This is a genomic window from Pseudomonas sp. GW823-FHT02F05 (assembly GCF_058797315.1).
Genome location: NZ_JBXAJM010000002.1, coordinates 315,000 through 334,817, shown reverse-complemented (window position 1 = coordinate 334,817; position 19,818 = coordinate 315,000). Strand labels below are relative to the sequence as shown.

Below are 19,818 nucleotides of genomic sequence, written 5' to 3'. Positions count from 1 at the left end.
CTCACCGTCGCCGCGTTCATTCAGGAAACACATGTTATCGTTGACGTTTTTCGCGAGCAAGCTCGCTCCTACAGTTGATCTCTATCGTTGTTCAGCGATTCAAGGGCGCAACGAAGCGGCTGTCAGCAGCGGTATAAATCCAAGGCTCATCCACATCAGTGACTTTGAAACGCAGGGTTTGAGAGCTGCTGGCCGGTGTGTCCGCCAGCAACGCTACCGACACCGGTATATCGACAATTTCCCCGGCAGCCAGACTGACATGGGTCTTGCCTTGCAACTGGAACCCCTCGGCATCCACCAGTTCCAGGCGGTAGTCCTGGCGCTGCTGGGTCTTGTTGATCACCTTGAGGCTGTAGATGTTTTCGATCAAGCCCTGGCTGTTTTCACGGAACATGCCTCGGTCTTTGGTCACATCCAGCGACACCATCGGCCGTTCAATCAGCGCCACCACCAACGCCGCGATCATCACCAGCAGCACGGCACTGTAGCCGATCAGGCGCGGCCTGAGCAGGTGGGTCTTGCCACCTTGCAATTGATGCTCACTGGTGTAACTGACCAAGCCACGGGCATAGCCCATTTTGTCCATGATCGAATCACAGGCGTCGATGCAGGCCGCACAACCAATGCATTCCATTTGCAGGCCGTCGCGGATGTCGATGCCCGTGGGGCAAACCTGAACGCACAGCTGGCAATCGATGCAATCGCCAAGGCCAACCTCGGCTGGCTGCACGTCACGTTTACGCGGGCCACGATGCTCGCCGCGGGTGGTGTCGTAGGAAATGGTCAGGGTGTCCTTATCAAACATTACGCTCTGGAACCGTGCATAGGGGCACATGTGCATGCACACCGCTTCGCGTAGCCAGCCGGCATTGATGTAGGTAGCGCCCGTGAAAAACAGCACCCAGAACAGGCTCACCCCACCGATCTGCCACGTCAACAGTTCGGCGGCCAAGGGGCGGATCGGGGTGAAGTAGCCCACAAACGTCAGCCCGGTCAACACACTGATACCCAGCCACAATGTGTGCTTGGCCGAGCGCCTCGCCAGCTTATTCAGGCTCCAGGGGGCGGCCTGAAGTTTGATGCGCTGGTTGCGCTCACCTTCGGTCACCTTCTCGCACCACATGAACAGCCAGGTGAACGAGCTTTGCGGGCAGGTGTAGCCGCACCATACGCGGCCGGCAAACACCGTGATCGCGAAGAGGCCGAAGGCGCAGATGATCAACAGCGCCGAGAGCAGGATGAAGTCCTGGGGCCAGAACGTCGCACCAAAAATGTGGAACTTGCTCTCGGCCAGGTCCCACAGTACGGCTTGGCGCCCACCCCAGTTCAGCCACACGGTGCCGAAAAAAGCCAGGAACAGCAGGCCGGCACCGCCCACTCGCAGGGTGCGAAACAAGCCGGTAAAGCTGCGGGTATGGATCAGGTTGTCGCTGGATTTGGCCTTCACTTTCTTGGGGTGAATGGGCTCAAAGGTTTCCACGGTTGGGATTCGTTCGCTCATGGTCATTCGCTCATCAGCCTCCATCAGGCCGACGAACTATGGGCGACAGACTGTTTGCATAACAGACTCAGGTGGCGTGATAAAAAGCGGATCAGATCAGCTTGAAGCGTTCTTGTGCGTCAATCTGCTGCACCCCATGGGCATAGGGGTGCAGGGGTTAAGCGGGTCTGATGATGCAGATCAATTAAATCACCGAACCAGGTTGGTCCGCCTTTACATGCTCACGGCCATCGGTTGCGCCTTCAACCGTCAGCGCGTCCGCCTCGGCTTCGGTGATGTAGATGCGCGAACCTGCCAGTTCCAGATAAGACATGGCTTTGTCGTGATCGGTCAGGATGGTCACCCGGGTGGCTGGCAGGCTTTGTTCCTGGCCATTGTCGTCGAGCGTGAAGTAGCACAGATGATTTTCGATGCGTACGGTCATGACAATCTCCGTTTTGTGGGCTATGCAGCGTTAGGCGGCCGCCATGCGCACGGGTTCCAGGCAACTGACTGGCGGTCTGCGCTGTCCATCCTTTATCTATCCATAATAAAAAGGAGCGCATCCATGGAGGCCTGGTGGCATCTGGCGTGGCAAACCCTGCAAGCCGAATTCGCAGACCTTGGCGATGCCCGGCAACTCACCCAAGTGACCGTGCGCCTGCTGATCGCGGCGATCCTCGGCGGCATCCTGGGGTTTGAGCGTGAACACAAGGGCAAGGCGGCCGGAGTGCGCACCCATATGCTGGTGGCGCTGGGCGCCGCGCTATTTGTGCTGGTGCCGCAGATGTCCGGCAGCCAGGCGGATGCCATGAGTCGTGTGGTTCAAGGGGTCATCGCGGGCATTGGCTTTCTCGGCGCTGGCACCATCCTCAAGGGCAAGGAAGACGAAGAGGGCCAGCATGTAAAGGGCCTGACCACCGCGGCCGGGTTGTGGATGACCGCCGCCATTGGGGTTGCGGCGGGAATGGGGCGTGAATCGACGGCGGTGCTCAGTACGCTGCTGGCCCTGGCGGTATTCAGTGTGATGCCGCGGATCGTCAAGCTGCTGGAGAAGGATGAGTGACGCGGGTTACGTGATGAGGTTGCCGTATCTCACCTCACCGAAGGCTTTCACCACAAACGGCGACTCTCCCGGGTTGCCGGAAATCATCACCACGCTCGTATTGTGAGCCGGGCTATAGTGAATCTGTACCTCACTACTGACTCCCGAGAAGTTTCCTACCAATTTCAATGGCGTGTTGCCGAGTTGATTTCTAATTGCCGATACATCGAGTTTGTCTCTGTGGTGGTCAAAATCCATCACTTGCTCAGGCGCGTCGAAACTTGATTCACGGCTATTACGGAAGGTGAAGGTCTGACCATTGTCATTCCTGAGCTTGTTGTTGTGTTTGAGGCTTTCTGCCGGGGGCGGTGGATTATCCGGTTGAGGGGGTGGGTTGCCGAGGTCCGCCTCTTTGCCGATATCGAAGAGGGCTGAAGCCAGAGGCGTACTTTGCCGCATTCGCTGTATGGCAGAAAGCTTCTCAATGCGTAGATCACGCTCGATTTGCATAGCGCAGTTGAAACCTGCCTCGGGATCAAGAGTGGAGGTGCGCTCGCGAATTTCTTCAAGGCTCAAGCCCGGGTCCTCGATATGTGAGGATCGGTCATGAATCATCTGCAGGCTTGATTGACCTAAACGCTCCTTCACATCGGTAATCAGTTTGCGCGCTTCGTCTGCATCCGGGCCGTGCAGCAAGGATTTGACGTTTTCCCTGCTTAACAGGCTTCGGATCGTGGTCACCTGCCCGGAGGTCTCGTGTGAGTTGGGCGCGCGCAGCATATTGGTAATGTTCTGCTGGCTGGTCAGCGCACGAAGTTGGGCAAGCTGGGTGGCGTCGGCACCGGCCGTCTTCGGCTCTACGTCCGCAGAGGGGGCAGGGTTGGGCAAGGTAAAGGTTTGCGGCGCCCCGGAAGGGGCGGAGGCGGGCGTGTCAGGCTCTTTCCTGCGCATGATTGCGCTTGGGCCGGCCCTGAACAGATCGTTCAGTTTTTCCCGATGATCGTTGACTGGCGGTTGTTGGATGCCGTGAACATCCGAGAACGGGGGCAGTAGTGAGGTGCGCATAGAAGGTACTCGCTTAACGGACAAGATAGTCTGCGGCCGGCAAGGGGGCGAGGCAGCGTACGGGAGACTGAATCTATCTTGTTCATCAAGAGGGGGATCTCGGTATTGTCGGTGATTGAAGTAGGAAAGCTCAGTAGCGCTTGCCCGCGATACTTTCACGGGCAAGTGCTTGCGTGTCTGTGAGTCAGGCAATAACCGGCGGCATCGTCGTGGGCGGTTCCTGCACCGGTGGCGGCTGGTTTTCAGGCGGCTCCTGTTCAGGGTCGCGTTCCGGTTCGGGCGGGGGCAATGGGGGGGCGTCGATATTCGGATCTTCGGGTTCAGGAGGTGTCGGGATGCTCATGGGTATGGCCTCGTTTGTGCTTTGCTCTGTTGGTGGACCATTGCCTGCTGGAAATGATTCCCGCCCAGGGGCGGTATATCCACCTGAACTTTTGGGCAGCGCCCAGGCTCGGACTTTAAACGGCCCAGCTCAAGGATAGCGTCGCCGTACCTGAATTCGTATCAAGCAAAGAGCGTCCAAAGGGCGTAAGGGGAAGCTGCTCGATGACTGCCGAAACACTGGTTCCAGAAGACTCCGTGCTGCCGTTGTCGCAGGCGCTGCTGCTACCCAGGATCGCGATCGAAAGCACCATGCCGGTCATCGACAACGGGGAGTTTGCCGTCAAGGCGGTGGTGGGCCAGCGGGTTCATGTCACCAGCAAAGTGTTCGCCGATGGCCACGATAAACTGGCGGTGTTGATCCGCTGGCGCGCCCTGGGAGACGAAAGCTGGCACAGCGTAGTCATGCTTGATATCGGCAACAACGGTTGGGAGGGCGCGTTTACCGTGGCCCACCAAGGCCGTCATGAGTACTGCATCGAAGCCTGGATCGATACCTTTGCCAGCTTCTGTTACGAACTGCGCAAGAAGCATGAAGCTGGCGTGCCCGTCAGCCTGGAGTTGCAGGAGGGCCGTAGCCTGGTGCTGCAGGCCGCCGAACGCAGTGACAACGAACTGCGTGACCGCTTGATGCTGTTGCACCATGAGCTTTCCGGCCTGTTGGAAACCGAGCAGGTGGCGTTGTTCCTGCACGAAGACAGTGCACACCTGATGACCCAGGCCGACCATCGCGCCTATTTGAGCGTCAGCCCCGCCTACCCGATTGACGTGGAACGTGAAGCCGCACAATTTGCCAGCTGGTACGAGCTGTTTCCCCGCTCGATCACCGACGATCCGGCGCGGCACGGCACCTTTAACGACGTGCACGCACGCTTGCCGATGATTCACGACATGGGCTTCGACGTGCTCTATTTCCCGCCGATCCACCCCATCGGCCGTAGCCACCGCAAGGGCAAGAACAACTCACTCACCGCCGGCCCTGATGATCCGGGCAGCCCCTACGCCATTGGCAGTGAGGAGGGCGGTCACGAGGCTATTCACCCTCAGTTGGGCACTCGCGATGATTTCCGCCGGTTGGTCAAGGCTGCTGCCGACCACGGCCTGGAAATCGCCCTGGATTTCGCCATCCAGTGCTCCCAGGACCACCCGTGGCTCAAACAGCATCCGGGTTGGTTCAACTGGCGCCCGGACGGCACGATCAAATACGCGGAAAATCCGCCGAAAAAGTACCAGGACATCGTCAACGTCGATTTCTATGCGGCCGATGCCATCCCCAGCCTGTGGACCGAGCTGCGTGACATCGTGGTGGGCTGGGTGGAAGAGGGCGTGAAGACCTTTCGCGTCGACAACCCGCACACCAAGCCGCTGCCGTTCTGGCAATGGCTGATCAGCGACGTGCGTGCCAAGTACCCGGAGGTGATCTTCCTCGCCGAAGCTTTCACCACACCGGCGATGATGGCGCGCCTGGGCAAGGTCGGCTATTCCCAGAGCTATACCTACTTCACCTGGCGCAACACCAAGGCTGAGCTGAGCGAGTACCTTGCCCAACTGAACCAGTCGCCCTGGCGTGAGTGCTACCGCCCGAACTTCTTCGTCAATACGCCGGACATCAATCCGGGTTTCCTGCATGAGTCCGGTCGCGCAGGCTTCCTGATCCGCGCTGCGCTGGCCACGATGGGCTCGGGCCTGTGGGGAATGTATTCGGGTTTCGAGTTATGCGAAGCCGCGCCGGTGCCGGGCAAAGAGGAATACCTGGACTCGGAGAAGTACGAAATCCGACCTCGGGACTTCACCGCGCCGGGCAACATCATCGCCGAGATCGCCCAGCTCAACCGCATCCGCCGCCAGAACCCGGCGTTGCACACGCACCTGGGGCTCAAGCTCTACAACGCCTGGAACGACAACATTCTGTATTTCGGCAAGCGCAGCGAAGACGGCAGCAATTTCATTCTGGTCGCCGTCAACCTCGACCCGCACAACGCCCAGGAAGCCCACTTTGAATTGCCGCTGTGGGAGATGGGCTTGCCCGACGATGCCCAGACCCAGGGCGAAGACTTGATGAACGGCCACCGCTGGACCTGGTACGGCAAGACCCAATGGACCCGGCTGGAGCCGCAGATGCCGTTCGGGATCTGGCGCATCAGCACATCCTGAGTGCTCGTTCCCACGCTCTGCGTGGGAACGCCTCACTTGACGCTCTGCGTGGGAACGTCTCACTTGACGCTCTGCGTGGGAACGTCTCACTTGACGCTCTGCGTGGGAACGCCTCGCTTGACGCTATGCGTCGCGCTTGGGACGCGGAGCGTCCGGGGCTGCGTTCCTACGCGGAGCGTGGGAACGATCCTCGAGAACTTTGTATTTTCAGGAGTTTGCAATGGCCAAGAAACCCAAGGCAGCCACCTTTATCAAAGACCCGCTCTGGTACAAAGACGCGGTAATCTACCAGGTTCACGTCAAATCCTATTTCGACTCCAACAACGACGGCATTGGTGACTTTGCCGGGCTGATCGCCAAGCTCGACTACATTGCCGACCTCGGCGTGAACACCATCTGGCTGCTGCCGTTCTACCCATCTCCCCGGCGTGATGACGGCTACGACATTGCCGAATACCGCGGCGTGCACAGCGACTACGGGACGATGGCCGACGCCAAGCGCTTTATTGCCCAAGCCCACCAACGCGGGCTGCGCGTGATCACTGAACTGGTGATCAACCACACCTCCGACCAGCACCCCTGGTTCCAGCGCGCGCGCAAGGCCAAGCCAGGCTCGGCCGCACGGGACTTCTACGTGTGGTCGGATGATGACCAGAAATACGACGGCACACGCATTATTTTCCTCGACACCGAAAAGTCCAACTGGACCTGGGACCCGGTGGCCGGCCAGTACTTCTGGCACCGCTTTTACTCGCACCAACCCGACCTCAACTTTGATAACCCGCAGGTCATGAAAGCGGTGCTGTCGGTGATGCGCTATTGGCTCGACCTGGGCATCGACGGCCTGCGCCTGGACGCCATTCCCTACCTGATCGAACGGGACGGCACCAACAACGAAAACCTGGCGGAAACTCACGACGTCCTCAAGCAAATCCGCGCCGAGATCGACGCCCATTACCCCGACCGCATGCTGCTGGCCGAAGCCAACCAGTGGCCCGAAGACACGCAGCTGTACTTTGGTGACAGAAAGGGTGATGACGGCGATGAATGCCACATGGCGTTCCACTTCCCGCTGATGCCGCGCATGTACATGGCGTTGGCCCAGGAAGATCGCTTCCCCATTACCGACATTCTGCGCCAGACCCCGGAGATTCCCGCCAATTGCCAGTGGGCAATTTTCCTGCGCAATCATGATGAGCTGACCCTGGAAATGGTCACCGACAAAGAGCGCGACTACCTTTGGAACTACTACGCCGCAGACCGCCGCGCCCGTATCAACCTGGGCATTCGGCGACGCCTGGCGCCGCTGGTGGAGCGTGATCGTCGGCGGGTGGAATTGCTCAACAGCCTGTTGCTGTCGATGCCGGGCACGCCAACCTTGTACTACGGCGATGAAATCGGCATGGGCGACAACATCTACCTGGGCGACCGTGACGGCGTGCGCACGCCCATGCAATGGTCTATCGACCGCAATGGCGGGTTTTCCCGTGCCGACCCGGCCAGCCTGGTGTTGCCGCCGATCATGGACCCGCAATACGGCTACCAGTCGGTCAACGTTGAGACCCAGGCCCAGGACCCGCATTCATTGCTCAACTGGACCCGGCGCATGCTCGCAGTGCGCAAGCAGTCCAAGGCGTTTGGCCGTGGCAGCCTGAAGATGCTCTCGCCGACTAACCGGCGCATCCTGGCTTACACCCGTGAATACACCGGCGAAGACGGCCACACCGAGATCATCCTGTGCGTAGCCAATGTGTCGCGCAGCGCCCAGGCGGCGGAGCTGGACCTGTCGGCCTTTGCCGGCATGGTGCCGGTGGAGATGCTCGGCGGTAATGCCTTCCCGCCGATCGGTCAGCTGAATTTCCTGCTGACCCTGGCGCCCTATGGTTTCTATTGGTTCGTGCTGGCAGCGGAAAACCAGATGCCCAGCTGGCATGTGGAACCGGCGCAAAGCATGCCCGACTTCACCACTTTGGTACTGAAAAAACGCATGGAAGAGTTACTGGAAGAACCTTGCCGCACCAGCCTGGAACAGACTTCACTGCCCGCCTGGCTGCCCAAGCGTCGCTGGTTTGCCGGCAAAGATACGGCAATCGACACGGTGCACATCGCTTATGGCGTGCGTTTTGGCGACCCGCAGCATCCGGTGTTGCTCAGTGAGATCGAAGTGACCAGTGCTGGCCAGGTCAGCCGCTACCAACTGCCCTTGGGCTTCCTTGGCGAAGACCAGTTCACCAGCGCCTTGCCCCAGCAATTGGCTTTGGCCCGAGTGAGACGTACCCGTCAGGTAGGTTTGGTGACCGATGCCTTCAGCCTTGAGCATTTTATCCTTGAGGTGATCCAGGCCATGCAGGCCGGCACCGTGCTCAATACCCCTGACGGCGATCTGCGCTTCGAGGCCACTCAACACTTGGCCGCACTGCAACTGACCCGTGAATCGCCGGTGCGTTATTTGTCTGCCGAGCAGTCCAACAGCTCGGTGGTGGTCGGTGACAGCCTGGTGCTCAAGCTGATTCGTAAAGTCAGCGCCGGTGTGCACCCGGAGCTGGAAATGAGTGCCTACCTGACCGCCGCCGGCTACCCGAATATCTCGCCGCTGTTGGGCTTTATGAGCCGCCGCGACGGGCAGGGGCAGGACAACCTGCTGATGATTGCCCAGGGTTACCTGAGCAATCAGGGCGATGCCTGGAGCTGGACCCAGAACAACCTGGAGCGGGCGATCCGCGATGAGCTGGCCGACGCGATCTCTGAACAGGAACAGCATTACAACGCCCTCGGCGAACTGGCGGATTTTGCCGGTTTGCTCGGTCAGCGCCTGGGTGAAATGCACCTGGTGTTGGGTGCGCCAACCGCCGACAAGGCTTTCAAACCCGAACCCACCACAGCCAAAGACACCCAAGCCTGGGCCCAGGATGTCGGCGCCCAGATCGACCGCGCCTTGCAGTTGCTCAAGCTTAATCAAAGCCAGTTGAACCCCGCCGACCAGGCGTTGGTCAGTGAATTACTGGCGCAGAAAAAAGCCATCGCGGCGCATGTTCAGGCGTTGGCCAAAGCCACGGTGGGCGGGTTGCGCATTCGCGTCCACGGTGACTTGCACCTGGGCCAGGTATTGGTGGTCAAGGGCGATGCCTACTTGATCGACTTCGAGGGCGAACCGGCGCGACCGCTGCATGAGCGGCGCGGCAAACACAGCCCTTATAAAGATGTGAGCGGTGTGCTGCGTTCCTTCGATTATGCCGCGGCCATGGCGCTGAATGTGCAGGGGGTGGATCACACGCCAGAAGCGAACGCTGCGCGTAAACGTGTGACCGACCGCTACCTGAATGAAGCCCGCGTAGCATTTACCCAGGCTTACCAGGCCGCTGCGTCTACACTGGCGCATGACTGGCAGGATGCCAACGGCCAAGACGCAGCGCTGACCTTGTTCAGCCTGGAAAAGGCCGCGTACGAAGTGGCCTACGAAGCAGAAAACCGCCCGACCTGGCTGCCGGTGCCCCTGCAAGGGCTGCACGGCTTGCTGAGCGGGCTGACACCTATATCTAAACCTGTACGCGGTGGGGAGACGTCATGAGTTTTACACAGAGAGAACCGCTGCAGCCCAAGTTGACTGCATTGCCGGCGTCCAAGGACGTCGATGCGCTGGTGCGCGCCGAGCACCCCGACCCCTTTTCGATCCTGGGGCCCCATGATGACGAGCAGGGCGGCCAGTTTATCCGCGCGTTCCTGCCGGAGGCCCTGAGTGTCCAAGTATTGGCGCGTGACACGGGCGAGCCGGTTGGCAGCCTCGACGCCACCCAGGTGCCGGGCCTGTTTGTCGGGCACTTCAGCACTCGCCAGCCCTACCTGCTTAAAATCCAGTGGGCCGGCGGTGAGCAGATCACCGAAGATCCCTACAGCTTCAGCCAATTGCTGCTGGGGGAAATGGACCTGTACCTCTTTGCCGAAGGCAATCACCGTGACCTGGGCAACTGCCTGGGGGCTCAGGTGGTCAGCGTCGACGGCGTGCAAGGCGTGCGCTTTGCCGTCTGGGCGCCGAACGCACGGCGGGTTTCGGTGGTGGGAGACTTCAATATCTGGGACGGGCGCCGCCACCCGATGCGTCTGCGCCATCCATCGGGAGTGTGGGAAATCTTCATCCCACGCCTGCAGCCGGGCGCGGCCTACAAGTATGAAATTCTCGGTGCCCACGGCATTTTGCCGCTCAAGGCCGACCCTTTGGCGTTGGCCACCCAACTGCCGCCGGACACCGCCTCGAAGGTCGCCGCACCTTTGCAAGTGGATTGGCAGGACCATGAGTGGATGCAATCGCGGGGAGACAAGCAGAAAACCACTGCGCCGTTGTCGATCTACGAGCTGCATGTGGGGTCCTGGCAGTGCGAGCTGGACGAGGCCGGTGAAGTTGCCCGTCAATATGGCTGGCGCGAACTGGCTGAGCGGCTGATTCCTTACGTTCAACAATTGGGCTTCACCCATATCGAGCTGATGCCGATCATGGAACACCCCTTTGGTGGCTCCTGGGGCTATCAGGCGTTATCCCAGTTTGCCCCCAGTGCTCGCTTTGGCTCGCCGGAAGACTTTGCCTGGTTCGTCAATGCCTGCCATCAGGCCGATATCGGCGTGATCCTTGATTGGGTACCCGCGCATTTCCCCACCGATACCCACGGCCTGGCGCAATTTGACGGTACCGCGCTGTACGAATACGCCAACCCCCTGGAAGGCTTTCACCAGGACTGGGACACGCTGATCTACAACCTGGGCCGCACCGAGGTCCACGGTTTCATGCTCGCGTCGGCCTTGCACTGGCTCAAGCATTTCCACGTCGATGGCCTGCGCGTGGACGCAGTGGCCTCCATGCTGTATCGCGATTATTCGCGCAAGGCCGGTGAATGGGTGCCCAACCGCCATGGCGGTCGCGAGAACCTGGAAGCCATCGACTTCTTGCGGCACCTGAACGACGTGGTTGCCCTTGAAGCCCCGGGCGCCTTGGTGATTGCCGAAGAGTCCACGGCCTGGCCTGGCGTCAGCCAGCCTACCCAACAGGGTGGCCTGGGGTTCAATTACAAATGGAACATGGGCTGGATGCACGACTCCCTGCATTACATCCAGCAAGACCCGGTGTATCGCGCCCATCATCACAACGAGCTGAGTTTCGGGCTGGTGTACGCCTGGTCGGAGCGCTTTATCCTGCCGATTTCCCATGATGAGGTGGTGCACGGCAAGCACTCGCTGATCGACAAGATGCCCGGCGACCGCTGGCAGAAATTTGCCAACCTGCGCGCCCACCTCAGTTTCATGTGGATGCACCCCGGCAAGAAGTTGCTGTTCATGGGCTGCGAATTTGGCCAATGGCGCGAGTGGAACCACGATCAGCAACTGGATTGGTATTTGCTGCAGTACCCCGAGCACCGTGGGGTACAGAAGCTGGTAGGCGATTTGAACCGCCTGTACCGCGAAGAGCCGGCGCTGCACGAACAGGACGATGCGCCCCAGGGCTTCCAATGGCTGATCGGTGATGACGCGATCAATAGCGTCTACGCCTGGCTGCGCTGGAGCAAGGATGGCAAGCCGGTGTTGGTGGTTGCCAACTTCACCCCGGTGCCCCGTGAAGGCTACGCAGTCGGTGTGCCGTTTGGCGGGCGGTGGAGTGAGGTGATCAACAGTGATGCCGATACCTACGCGGGCTCCAATTACGGGAATGGCGGGGCCGTGTTTACCCAGGATGAGCCGCGCCATGGGCAACCGGTGTCGCTGTCGTTGAACCTGCCGCCCCTGGGCGTGCTGATTTTGCGACCTCAACAGCCTGAAACGCTCTAGCGCGGCGTATGCCGCTGTTCGGCTTGCTGGCAAGGTGCCACAATGGCGCCTTTGCCGTCGCCGGTCAAACAGGCCAACCCCATGCATAGCCTCGGGCAAGATCAGGGTCACTCCATCGAAGAGCAGGTGCGAACCGACCGTTTGCACCAGCTCTTTCGTCAATCATTCTCGGCGATCTTCGGCAGCTACCTGGGCGCCGTCATGCTCTGCTGGCTGTGCTGGGATCGATTCGATCAGCAGGTCATCCTGGTGTGGCTGGTACTGCTGGCGGGCTCGTCATTGGTGCGCCTGCATCTGTTTGTGCAATGGTTTCGCTGCCCTGACGTGGGGCGCACACCCGCCCGTTGGGAGCGCCACTACTGGGTCACGCTGATGCTGTCGGCGGGTATCTGGGGCGGCGGTGCTCTGGCGGTGATGCCGGTCGATGACCGCTTGTCCCAGGTGCTGGTGATGCTGTTTACCGTGGGCATGTCGGTCAGCGCGGTGTCCTGTTATTCAGCCTATCGCTACATGACGCTGGGCTCGATGGCGCTGGTGTTGCTTCCCTGCACGGTATGGATGCTGTTTCAGCCTTCTCCGATGCAGGTTGGCGTGGCGCTGGCGGTGCTGGTGTTTGCTTCGTTTGTGGTCGGTGCGACGCGCAAGCTGTCCGATGCCCTGGAAAAAGCCTTCCGTCTGACGAGGCAAATGGAGCGCGCTCATCATATTTCCAACCGTGCCGCCCAGACCGATGAGTTAACCGGGCTGATGAACCGTCGGGCGTTCTACGAACAGGCCCAATTGCTGTATGCCCAGTGCCTTCGCGAGCAGCAGCCGCTGTGTGCATTGATGATGGACATGGACCACTTCAAAGCCATCAATGACACCTACGGCCACCAGGCCGGCGACCAGGTGTTGCGCCAGATTGGCGCGGTGATCAGTGCGTCCTTTCGCCAGACCGATATCTACGGTCGCCTGGGGGGCGAAGAGTTTGCGGTATTGCTGCCCAATACCTCGTTGGAGACCGCACGCAGCATCGCCGAGGAGTTGATCCAGACGATTCATGATTTGCCCGCCGACCCGGTACAAGGGGTGAGCGCAAGCCTGGGCGTAGCATCGACCTGCACTCAGCCTCTGGATTTGAACGCCTTGATGAACAGCGCCGACAAGGCCCTGTACCAGGCCAAGGCATCGGGTCGCAATCAGGTAGCGGTCGTCGACTGATCCTTGCACATCGCCTTTGCCAGCACCCGCGCAACTTGGTCGGCGGAGTAGGGCTTGGCGAGGAACTCAAAGCCTTCGTAGCCGCTGTCTGCCAGTTCCTCACTGTAGCCAGAGACGAGTACCACGGGCAGGTCGGGGCGGCGCTGGCGCAGCAACCTGGCCATGGCCACGCCGGTCATGCCGGGCATCACCACGTCGGAGAAAATCGCGTCGAACCCCTGGACGTCATTGCCAGCGAGGTTCAGCGCCTGTTCGGCATTGGTCGCCCAGGTGGTCTGGTAACCCAGGTCCTTGAGGATCTGGCTGGCGAAGCGTCCCACCTCTAAGTTGTCCTCAACGATCAGCACATGTTGATGAGCAGCCTCCTGCGGCGCTGGCAGATCTGCAGGGGTGTGTTGATCCGGCGCCGCTTCGCCTTCGACTTGCGGCAGATACAAGGTAAACACCGTGCCTTGGCCGAGGGTGCTGGCCACATCGATATTGCCGCCTGACTGCTTGGCAAAGCCGAATACCTGCGACAGGCCCAGGCCGGTGCCTTTGCCCACGGCCTTGGTGGTGAAGAACGGCTCGAAGATGCGCTCGAAGGTGTCGCTGGGAATCCCGCTGCCGGTGTCGGCCAGGGAAATGGTGATGTAGGGCATGCACGACTCGGCATCCCCACGAATACGTGGCAGCGTTTGCTCGCTGGCGACTTTGAGGGTCAGGGTACCCTGGCCGTCCATCGCATCGCGGGCGTTGAGGGCGATGTTGATCAGTGCGGTTTCGAACTGGCTGGGGTCGATGCGCGCATAGCAGGGCTGATCGGGCAATTTAACCTGCACATGAATGCGTGCACCGGTAACGCTCTCGAGCATCTCGCCGATATTTTGCACGCGCTGGCCGACATCGAACACCTGCGGGTTCAGTGGTTGGCGCCGGGCAAAGGCGAGCAGTTGGCTGGTGAGCTTGCTGGCCCGCTCGACGGTGTCGGACACCGCGCACATGTAGCGTTGCCGACGCTCCTCGGACAGGCCGGGCTGGCGCAGGAAGTCCACCGACGAGCGAATAATGGTCAGCAGGTTGTTGAAGTCATGGGCGACGCCGCCGGTCAGTTGGCCGATGGCCTCCAGCTTCTGTGACTGGCGCAGTGCGGCTTCGGCCTCGGCCAGCGCATGGGTACGCTCATTCACGCGCTGTTCCAGGCTGGCATTGAGCTCTGTATAGGCGGCCAGGCCCTCGCGCACGGCGGCATCGGCGCGTACGCGCTCGATATGCGCCCAGGAACGCTCGGTGACTTCGCCCACCAGCGCCATGTCATAGGATGACCAAAAGCGCGGCAGTTTGTCGTGCACGGCCATCAGCGCGGTGAGCCGCCCGTCTTTGATCAACGGCATGCAAATAGTGGCTGTCACCCCCAGTGCCTGGAAGCTCGCGGCGTCATGGGGTGGCAACTCGATCAGATTATTGCGTATCACCAGTGGCTCGCCGGCACGCAGGCAGTTGACCGCGCATTCCCCGAACGCCGCGAGGCTGTAATGCCCGATGATGCTCGGCGAGCCATGCGCCGACCAGTCGCCGCGAATGGTAAAGCCATCTTCATCCTCGTCCATGTCGGCGTAGGCACAGATGGATACCTGCAGATGTTCGGCCAGCAGGCGGGTCGTAGACGTCAGGATGGTTTCGGCGTCGGTGGCATTGACCACGCTGTTGCCGATGGCGTCCAGCACTGCCAGGCGACGGGCCAGGAATACCGTGGCGGTTGTTTCGGTCACCGTGTCGAGCAAACCGACCACCACGCCTTGGGCATTGCGAATCGGGCTGTAGCAAAAGGTGAAATAGGCTTGTTCCGGCGCTTCGTTGCGTTGGATCAACAGCGGGAAGTTTTCGATATAGGTGGCGTGCCCATCGAACGCGGCGTCGGCGATAGGGCTGATATCGTCCCACACCTCGTGCCAGATCTCGTTGAACGGGCGGCCCAAGGCGTCGGGTTTGCTACCCAGGATCGGCGTGAACGCGTCGTTGTAGAGAGTAATCAACTGAGGCCCCCAGACGATGGCCTGGGGGAAACTCGACGCGAAGCACAGCGCAACGGTTGTCTTCAACACATCGGGCCAGTGTTCAAGTGGCCCCAGGGGCGTATTGGCCCAATCGTGCTGACGAACCCGCTCTGCCATTTCGCTGCTGCCTTGCAGCCAATTCATCATGGGGTTCACACCTTGCTTGCTACGTATTGTTTAGCTTTGAAGAGTCAGGCCGACTAGCAACAGACCGGAATGACCGCATTCAGTTCAGCGCAATTATCTCCCTGATAGCACTTTGATTTCATTGTCTATTTGCACGCCGTCATTATTGGCCGGGTTGGGCCGGCGCTCAACCTTATTGCGTGCCGAATAAGCCCGTCCAATAGATGCCCGCGTCACTCTTGGGGTCCATGGCGTAGGCGGCACCCAATTCGCGAAATTGCGGGTTCATCAGGTTGGCGCAGTGGCCGGGGCTGGCGAGCCAACCGTCTACGACCTTGCGCGGCGTGTCGAGGCCGGCGGCGATGTTTTCACCAATATTCTTCGCGATATACCCCGCCAACTCGGCGCGGTCGCCGGGCGTACGGCCGTCGGGGTCCAGGTGGTCGAAGAAATTGCCGTTGGCCATGTTGCGGGTATGGCTGTTGGCTGCGCCGGCCAGGGTGTCGTTCCACGACAGGGGCGCCGTGGCGGTGAACGCCTGGGTGCCACACTGGCGCGGCTCGGCACGGGCGGTGTTGATCAGGTCGAGCAGTTTTCTGCCTTCGGTCTGCCAATCGCCCAGGCCGCTGGTCACCAACGGGCGAGCCAGCACGATGCGCCAGTCCTGGCCGCTGTTGCTGACCCCGATGTCGACAAATTGCGGATCGAGCACTACGCGGCAAAAGCTCTCGCGCACCGCTTTCATCGCAGCCTCGGCATCCTTGGGACCGGACAGACTGATGGCCTGCACGTTCACCATCGGGTACGCAGCCCGCGCCAGCGACTGCTGCAAATCGCCGACATTGGAGGCCGGCAACACCAGCCGTGTATCGCTGGTCAGCGGCGGCAGCTCCTGGGAACCCTGGTCACCGCAGCGTTGCACCTGGCTGCGGTATTGGTTGATCTGTTGGACTAACTGACTTTCTTCATTCGCCATCGCGCTGGCGCAGAACACCGTAGTGGCGGCCAGCGTCGCAAGACCCATCATCAATGACAGAACGCGCATGGACGTTACCCTTGAGCTTGAAAGTGCCCATGATGCGCGATCCAGGTGCATCCATGCACCCGTTGGTCCGAACTTTTTTGCTCAGTTCTTGAATGCCGAGTGTTTCGCGCCCTGATCGCAAAGGGCAAACACCACCACCAACAAGGCAGAAATCGCAAGGATCACCACCACGCCATCGGTGGAGTGGGTGGCCGAGGCCGCTACCATAGATAGCGCGCCCAGCGGTGCCAGGCCACCGGCAATGGCGGTGCCGATTTCCCGCCCGGTGCCAAAACCCGAAGAGCGCGTTTGCGTCGGGAACTGCCGGCTCAGGAACGAGCCCTGGGGCGCAAACATCATCGGCGCGAGGATACCGGTGCCCACACCGATTGCGAGGTAAATCATCAGGCTTTCACCACTGTTGAGCAGGGCCAGGAACGGGTAGGCGAACAACAGCGAGCACAGCCCGCCGAGCATCAACACGGCCTTGCTGCTCCACTTGTCACACAGCCAGCCGAAGCAGGGCACGGCGACGATGGCTACCAGGCTGGCGATGGTCACCGACAGCGAGGTGACATGCACGTCCACGCCTTTGAATTGGGTCAGGTACGCCAGGGAGAAGGTCTTGAAGATGTAGCTCAGGGCGTTGTAGCCAATCGCGACAAAAAACACCACGGCGAGGCCCTTGAGGTCGTTCTTGAACAAGGCCTTGAGGGGCGATGGCTTGGCTCTGGCTTTTTCCTTGCTCAGCGCTTCGAACTGTGGGGTTTCCGGAATGCTGTTGCGCACCCACAGGCCGACGCCCACCAGCACGATGCTGCAGATAAACGGAATGCGCCAGCCGCCGGCCAGCAGGAACTCGTTGCCGTTGATGGTCAGCAGGTAAATAGTCAGCGAGGACAGCAACAGGCCCAGGTTCAGGCCCAGTGCCGGCCAGGCGCCCTGGCTGCCACGCTTGCCTTGGGAGGCATGCTCGTAGGACGTGACCGCCGCCCCCGACAACTCGGCACCCGCGCCCAGGCCCTGGATGATGCGGATAAACACCAGCAGGATCGGGGCCCATATGCCGATGGAGGCGTAGCTGGGGATCAAGCCGATCAAGGTGGTGCACACGCCCATCAGGCAGAAGGTCAGCACCAGCACTTGCTTGCGCCCGAACTTGTCGCCCAGGTAGCCAAACAGGATGCCGCCGAAAGGGCGTGCGATAAAGCCGATGGCAAAGGTCGAAAAGGCCATCAGCGTGGCAGTCTTCGGGTCGCTGTTATCGAAGAAGATCTTCGAAAACACAATCGCCGCCATGGTGGCGTACAGGTAAAAGTCGTACCACTCCAGCATCGAGCCGAAGATGGTGGCGGCGGCTACTTTGCGTAGACGCTTGCGGGTTTGTTCGGGCGTTTCGGTACCGGGAATGGAGGCGGATGCCGACATGCTGGACTTCCTTCTGGGTCTTGTAGTTATTGTTGGGTGAACGGGCGGTGCGGTGTTACTGGGGGTGGAACAGGCGGTCGGCGATCATCGCGCCGATGGGCATGGCCGAGGTGGCGGCCGGCGAGGGCGCATTGCACACATGCAGCATTCGTGAGGTTTGGGCGAACAGAAAGTCGTGCACCAGGCTGCCGTCGCGCATCACTGCCTGGGCACGGATACCGGCCTCGTAGGGCAGCAGGTCATCGAGGGTCAGGGACGGACAGTACTTGCGGCACTGCTCCAGGTAGCCGGACTTGAACAAGGAGTTCTTCATCTCGGTGGTGCCCGAACCGAGGTTTTGCCAGAGGGTTTTCCAGAAACCCGGGAAGCTGGCGTACTGCGCCACGTCGCGCCAGTTCACCGAAAACTTGCGGTAGTTCTCGCGGCCCAGGCCCAGCACGGCATTCGGGCCGACGGTGACGCTGCCGTCGATCATGCGGGTCAGGTGCACGCCGAGGAAGGGCAGCTCCGGGTCAGGGATCGGGTAGATCAGATGGTTGACGATGTTGTTCTTGGCGGCGGGCAGGCGGAAGTATTCGCCCCGAAACGGGATGATCTGATGGTCGATACGGATGCCGGCCAGGCGTGCCAGGCGGTCCGACTGCAAGCCGGCGCACACCACCAGGTGGCGGGCCTGCCAGGTCTCGCCCTCGGTGTTGACGGTGACCGTATCGGTGTTTTCGTGGATGGCAGTGACGGTGCGTTCCAGGCAGATCTGCCCACCGTTGCGACGAATCACCTGGGCCATGGTCTCGCACACTTGGCGGTAATCCACAATCCCGGTGGCATCGAGAAACAAGCCGCCGAGGCCGACGATGTTCGGTTCACGCTGGCGCAGTTGTTCGGCATTCAGGCGCTCGACCTGCATGCCATTGAGCTGGGCACGGGCGTACAGCGCTTCCATACGTTGCATTTCCAGCGGGCTTGAGGCCACCAGCAGCTTGCCGCACACCTCGAATTTGATCCCGTGTTCGCGGCAGAACTGCTTGGTGGCTTCGGCGCCGCGCTTGCACAAATCGGCCTTGAGGCTGCCGGGTGCGTAGTAGATGCCGGCATGGATCACGCCGCTGTTGTGGCCGGTCTGGTGCCTGGCCAGTACCGACTCTTTTTCCAGGATCACCAGCGACGCGCCGGGTTGGCGCTTGAGCAGCTCCATGGCGGTGGCCAGGCCGACAATGCCGCCGCCGATAATGCAAAAGTCATGAATCATTGCTGGGTACCTAGGCTGTACATTTCAGTCTGCTTATCAGGTTGTCAGACTAATGTTTTTGTTAAAAAAATGGCGTGTCCACGGACACGCTGCAAACAAGGTGGATCAATTCGTGGTGGGTAATTCCAGTTGCAGGCGTCGCGCCGCGGCACGCAGGTGCGCCTCGGCACTGGCGGCGGCGCGCTGGGCGTCGCCGTCGGCAATGGCCTGGTAGAGCTGTTGATGTTCCTGGGTCGCGTCGGCCGAACCGGTGGCAAAGCGCGAGGCCGAGTTTTCCCACGCGGTTTTACGCGCACTGGCCAACTGGCTCCTGAGGAAGTCATGGAAGGCCACGAAGTAGTCATTCTTGCTGGCGTCGGCAATGGCACGGTGGAATTCCACATCGGCCAGGGCTGCGGCTTCAAAGTCGTCGCGGTTGTCCTGCATGGCCTGCAACGCGCTTTTCATGCGCTGCAGGTCGGCGCTGTCGCGGCGCTGGGCGGCAATCGAAGCGGCCTGGGTTTCGATCCACAAGCGCACTTCGAACATTTGCGCCAGGTCAGGTCGCCGACCATTGGGCTGTGGAAACCGAAACACCGTGCCTGCAGGGGTCTGCGAAATAAACGAGCCCAGGCCACGGCGGGCGGTGAGCACACCGTCGGCCTTGAGCTGGGCAATGGCTTCACGCACCACGGAGCGGCTGACGTTGAGTTGTTCGGCCAGTTGCTGTTCGGTCGGCAGGCGCGACTCCGGGGCCAGTTGGCCGGATTCGATTTCTGCGCGAATGGCGCTGACAACCCGTACGACAAGCGAATCGGGGCGCTGGAGCTCAAGCAT

The 19,818-nt window shown here is 60.6% G+C and carries 13 protein-coding genes; 5 read left to right on the top strand and 8 right to left on the bottom strand.

Annotated elements, in window-relative coordinates:
* Positions 1–91: 91 nt before the first annotated feature.
* Positions 92–1,501 carry a cytochrome c oxidase accessory protein CcoG gene (ccoG, locus tag AC1RAC_RS04005; protein ID WP_057977356.1) on the bottom strand — a complete coding sequence of 470 codons (1,410 nt, stop codon included), beginning with the start codon at positions 1,499–1,501 and terminating at the stop codon, positions 92–94.
* A gap of 184 nt (positions 1,502–1,685) precedes the next feature.
* Positions 1,686–1,925 carry a DUF3203 family protein gene (locus tag AC1RAC_RS04000; protein WP_034127638.1) on the bottom strand — a complete coding sequence of 80 codons (240 nt, stop codon included), beginning with the start codon at positions 1,923–1,925 and terminating at the stop codon, positions 1,686–1,688.
* A 123-nt stretch (positions 1,926–2,048) separates the two neighbouring features.
* Between AC1RAC_RS04000 and AC1RAC_RS03995 the strand changes: the two genes are divergently transcribed.
* Positions 2,049–2,546, top strand: coding sequence for an MgtC/SapB family protein (locus AC1RAC_RS03995; protein WP_186526806.1), 498 nt, complete (start codon positions 2,049–2,051; stop codon positions 2,544–2,546).
* Positions 2,547–2,552: 6 nt separating this feature from the next.
* On the opposite strand, the gene AC1RAC_RS03990 is transcribed toward AC1RAC_RS03995, so the two are convergent.
* Positions 2,553–3,590, bottom strand: coding sequence for a M10 family metallopeptidase C-terminal domain-containing protein (locus AC1RAC_RS03990; RefSeq protein WP_492616278.1), 1,038 nt, complete (start codon positions 3,588–3,590; stop codon positions 2,553–2,555).
* A gap of 546 nt (positions 3,591–4,136) precedes the next feature.
* Between AC1RAC_RS03990 and AC1RAC_RS03985 the strand changes: the two genes are divergently transcribed.
* The 4 genes from AC1RAC_RS03985 to AC1RAC_RS03970 all read left to right on the top strand — a co-directional run bounded on the left by AC1RAC_RS03985 (position 4,137) and on the right by AC1RAC_RS03970 (position 13,139).
* Entirely contained in the window at positions 4,137–6,125 is a 1,989-nt protein-coding gene (locus tag AC1RAC_RS03985) for an alpha-1,4-glucan--maltose-1-phosphate maltosyltransferase (RefSeq protein WP_054898707.1), read from the top strand.
* Positions 6,126–6,345: 220 nt separating this feature from the next.
* On the top strand, positions 6,346–9,693 hold the full coding sequence (treS, locus tag AC1RAC_RS03980) for a maltose alpha-D-glucosyltransferase (RefSeq protein WP_313043294.1): 3,348 nt from the start codon (positions 6,346–6,348) through the stop codon (positions 9,691–9,693).
* Complete coding sequence (gene glgB / locus AC1RAC_RS03975; RefSeq protein WP_492616277.1) at positions 9,690–11,936, top strand: 1,4-alpha-glucan branching protein GlgB; 2,247 nt, start codon at positions 9,690–9,692, stop codon at positions 11,934–11,936. Before treS ends, glgB begins: the two co-directional genes overlap by 4 nt.
* Positions 11,937–11,978: 42 nt before the next feature.
* A complete protein-coding gene (locus tag AC1RAC_RS03970; RefSeq protein WP_313043298.1) occupies positions 11,979–13,139 on the top strand; it encodes a sensor domain-containing diguanylate cyclase in 1,161 nt (386 codons plus the stop codon).
* Here AC1RAC_RS03970 and AC1RAC_RS03965 read toward each other — a convergent pair.
* The 5 genes from AC1RAC_RS03965 to AC1RAC_RS03945 form a co-directional block, all read right to left on the bottom strand.
* The gene (locus AC1RAC_RS03965) at positions 13,118–15,322 is read right to left on the bottom strand and encodes an ATP-binding protein (RefSeq protein ID WP_054921412.1); all 2,205 of its coding nucleotides are present in this window, start codon (positions 15,320–15,322) and stop codon (positions 13,118–13,120) included. The genes AC1RAC_RS03970 and AC1RAC_RS03965 overlap by 22 nt on opposite strands.
* A gap of 172 nt (positions 15,323–15,494) precedes the next feature.
* Positions 15,495–16,346: a CAP domain-containing protein gene (locus AC1RAC_RS03960; RefSeq protein ID WP_054921410.1), complete on the bottom strand. Its 852-nt coding sequence runs from the start codon at positions 16,344–16,346 to the stop codon at positions 15,495–15,497.
* Between the two features lie 81 nt (positions 16,347–16,427).
* Positions 16,428–17,753: an MFS transporter gene (locus tag AC1RAC_RS03955; protein WP_054898703.1), complete on the bottom strand. Its 1,326-nt coding sequence runs from the start codon at positions 17,751–17,753 to the stop codon at positions 16,428–16,430.
* A 55-nt stretch (positions 17,754–17,808) separates the two neighbouring features.
* Positions 17,809–19,002: an L-2-hydroxyglutarate oxidase gene (gene lhgO / locus AC1RAC_RS03950; protein ID WP_054898702.1), complete on the bottom strand. Its 1,194-nt coding sequence runs from the start codon at positions 19,000–19,002 to the stop codon at positions 17,809–17,811.
* Between the two features lie 105 nt (positions 19,003–19,107).
* Positions 19,108–19,818, bottom strand: a complete 711-nt coding sequence (locus tag AC1RAC_RS03945; protein ID WP_019816878.1) for a FadR/GntR family transcriptional regulator — start codon at positions 19,816–19,818, stop codon at positions 19,108–19,110.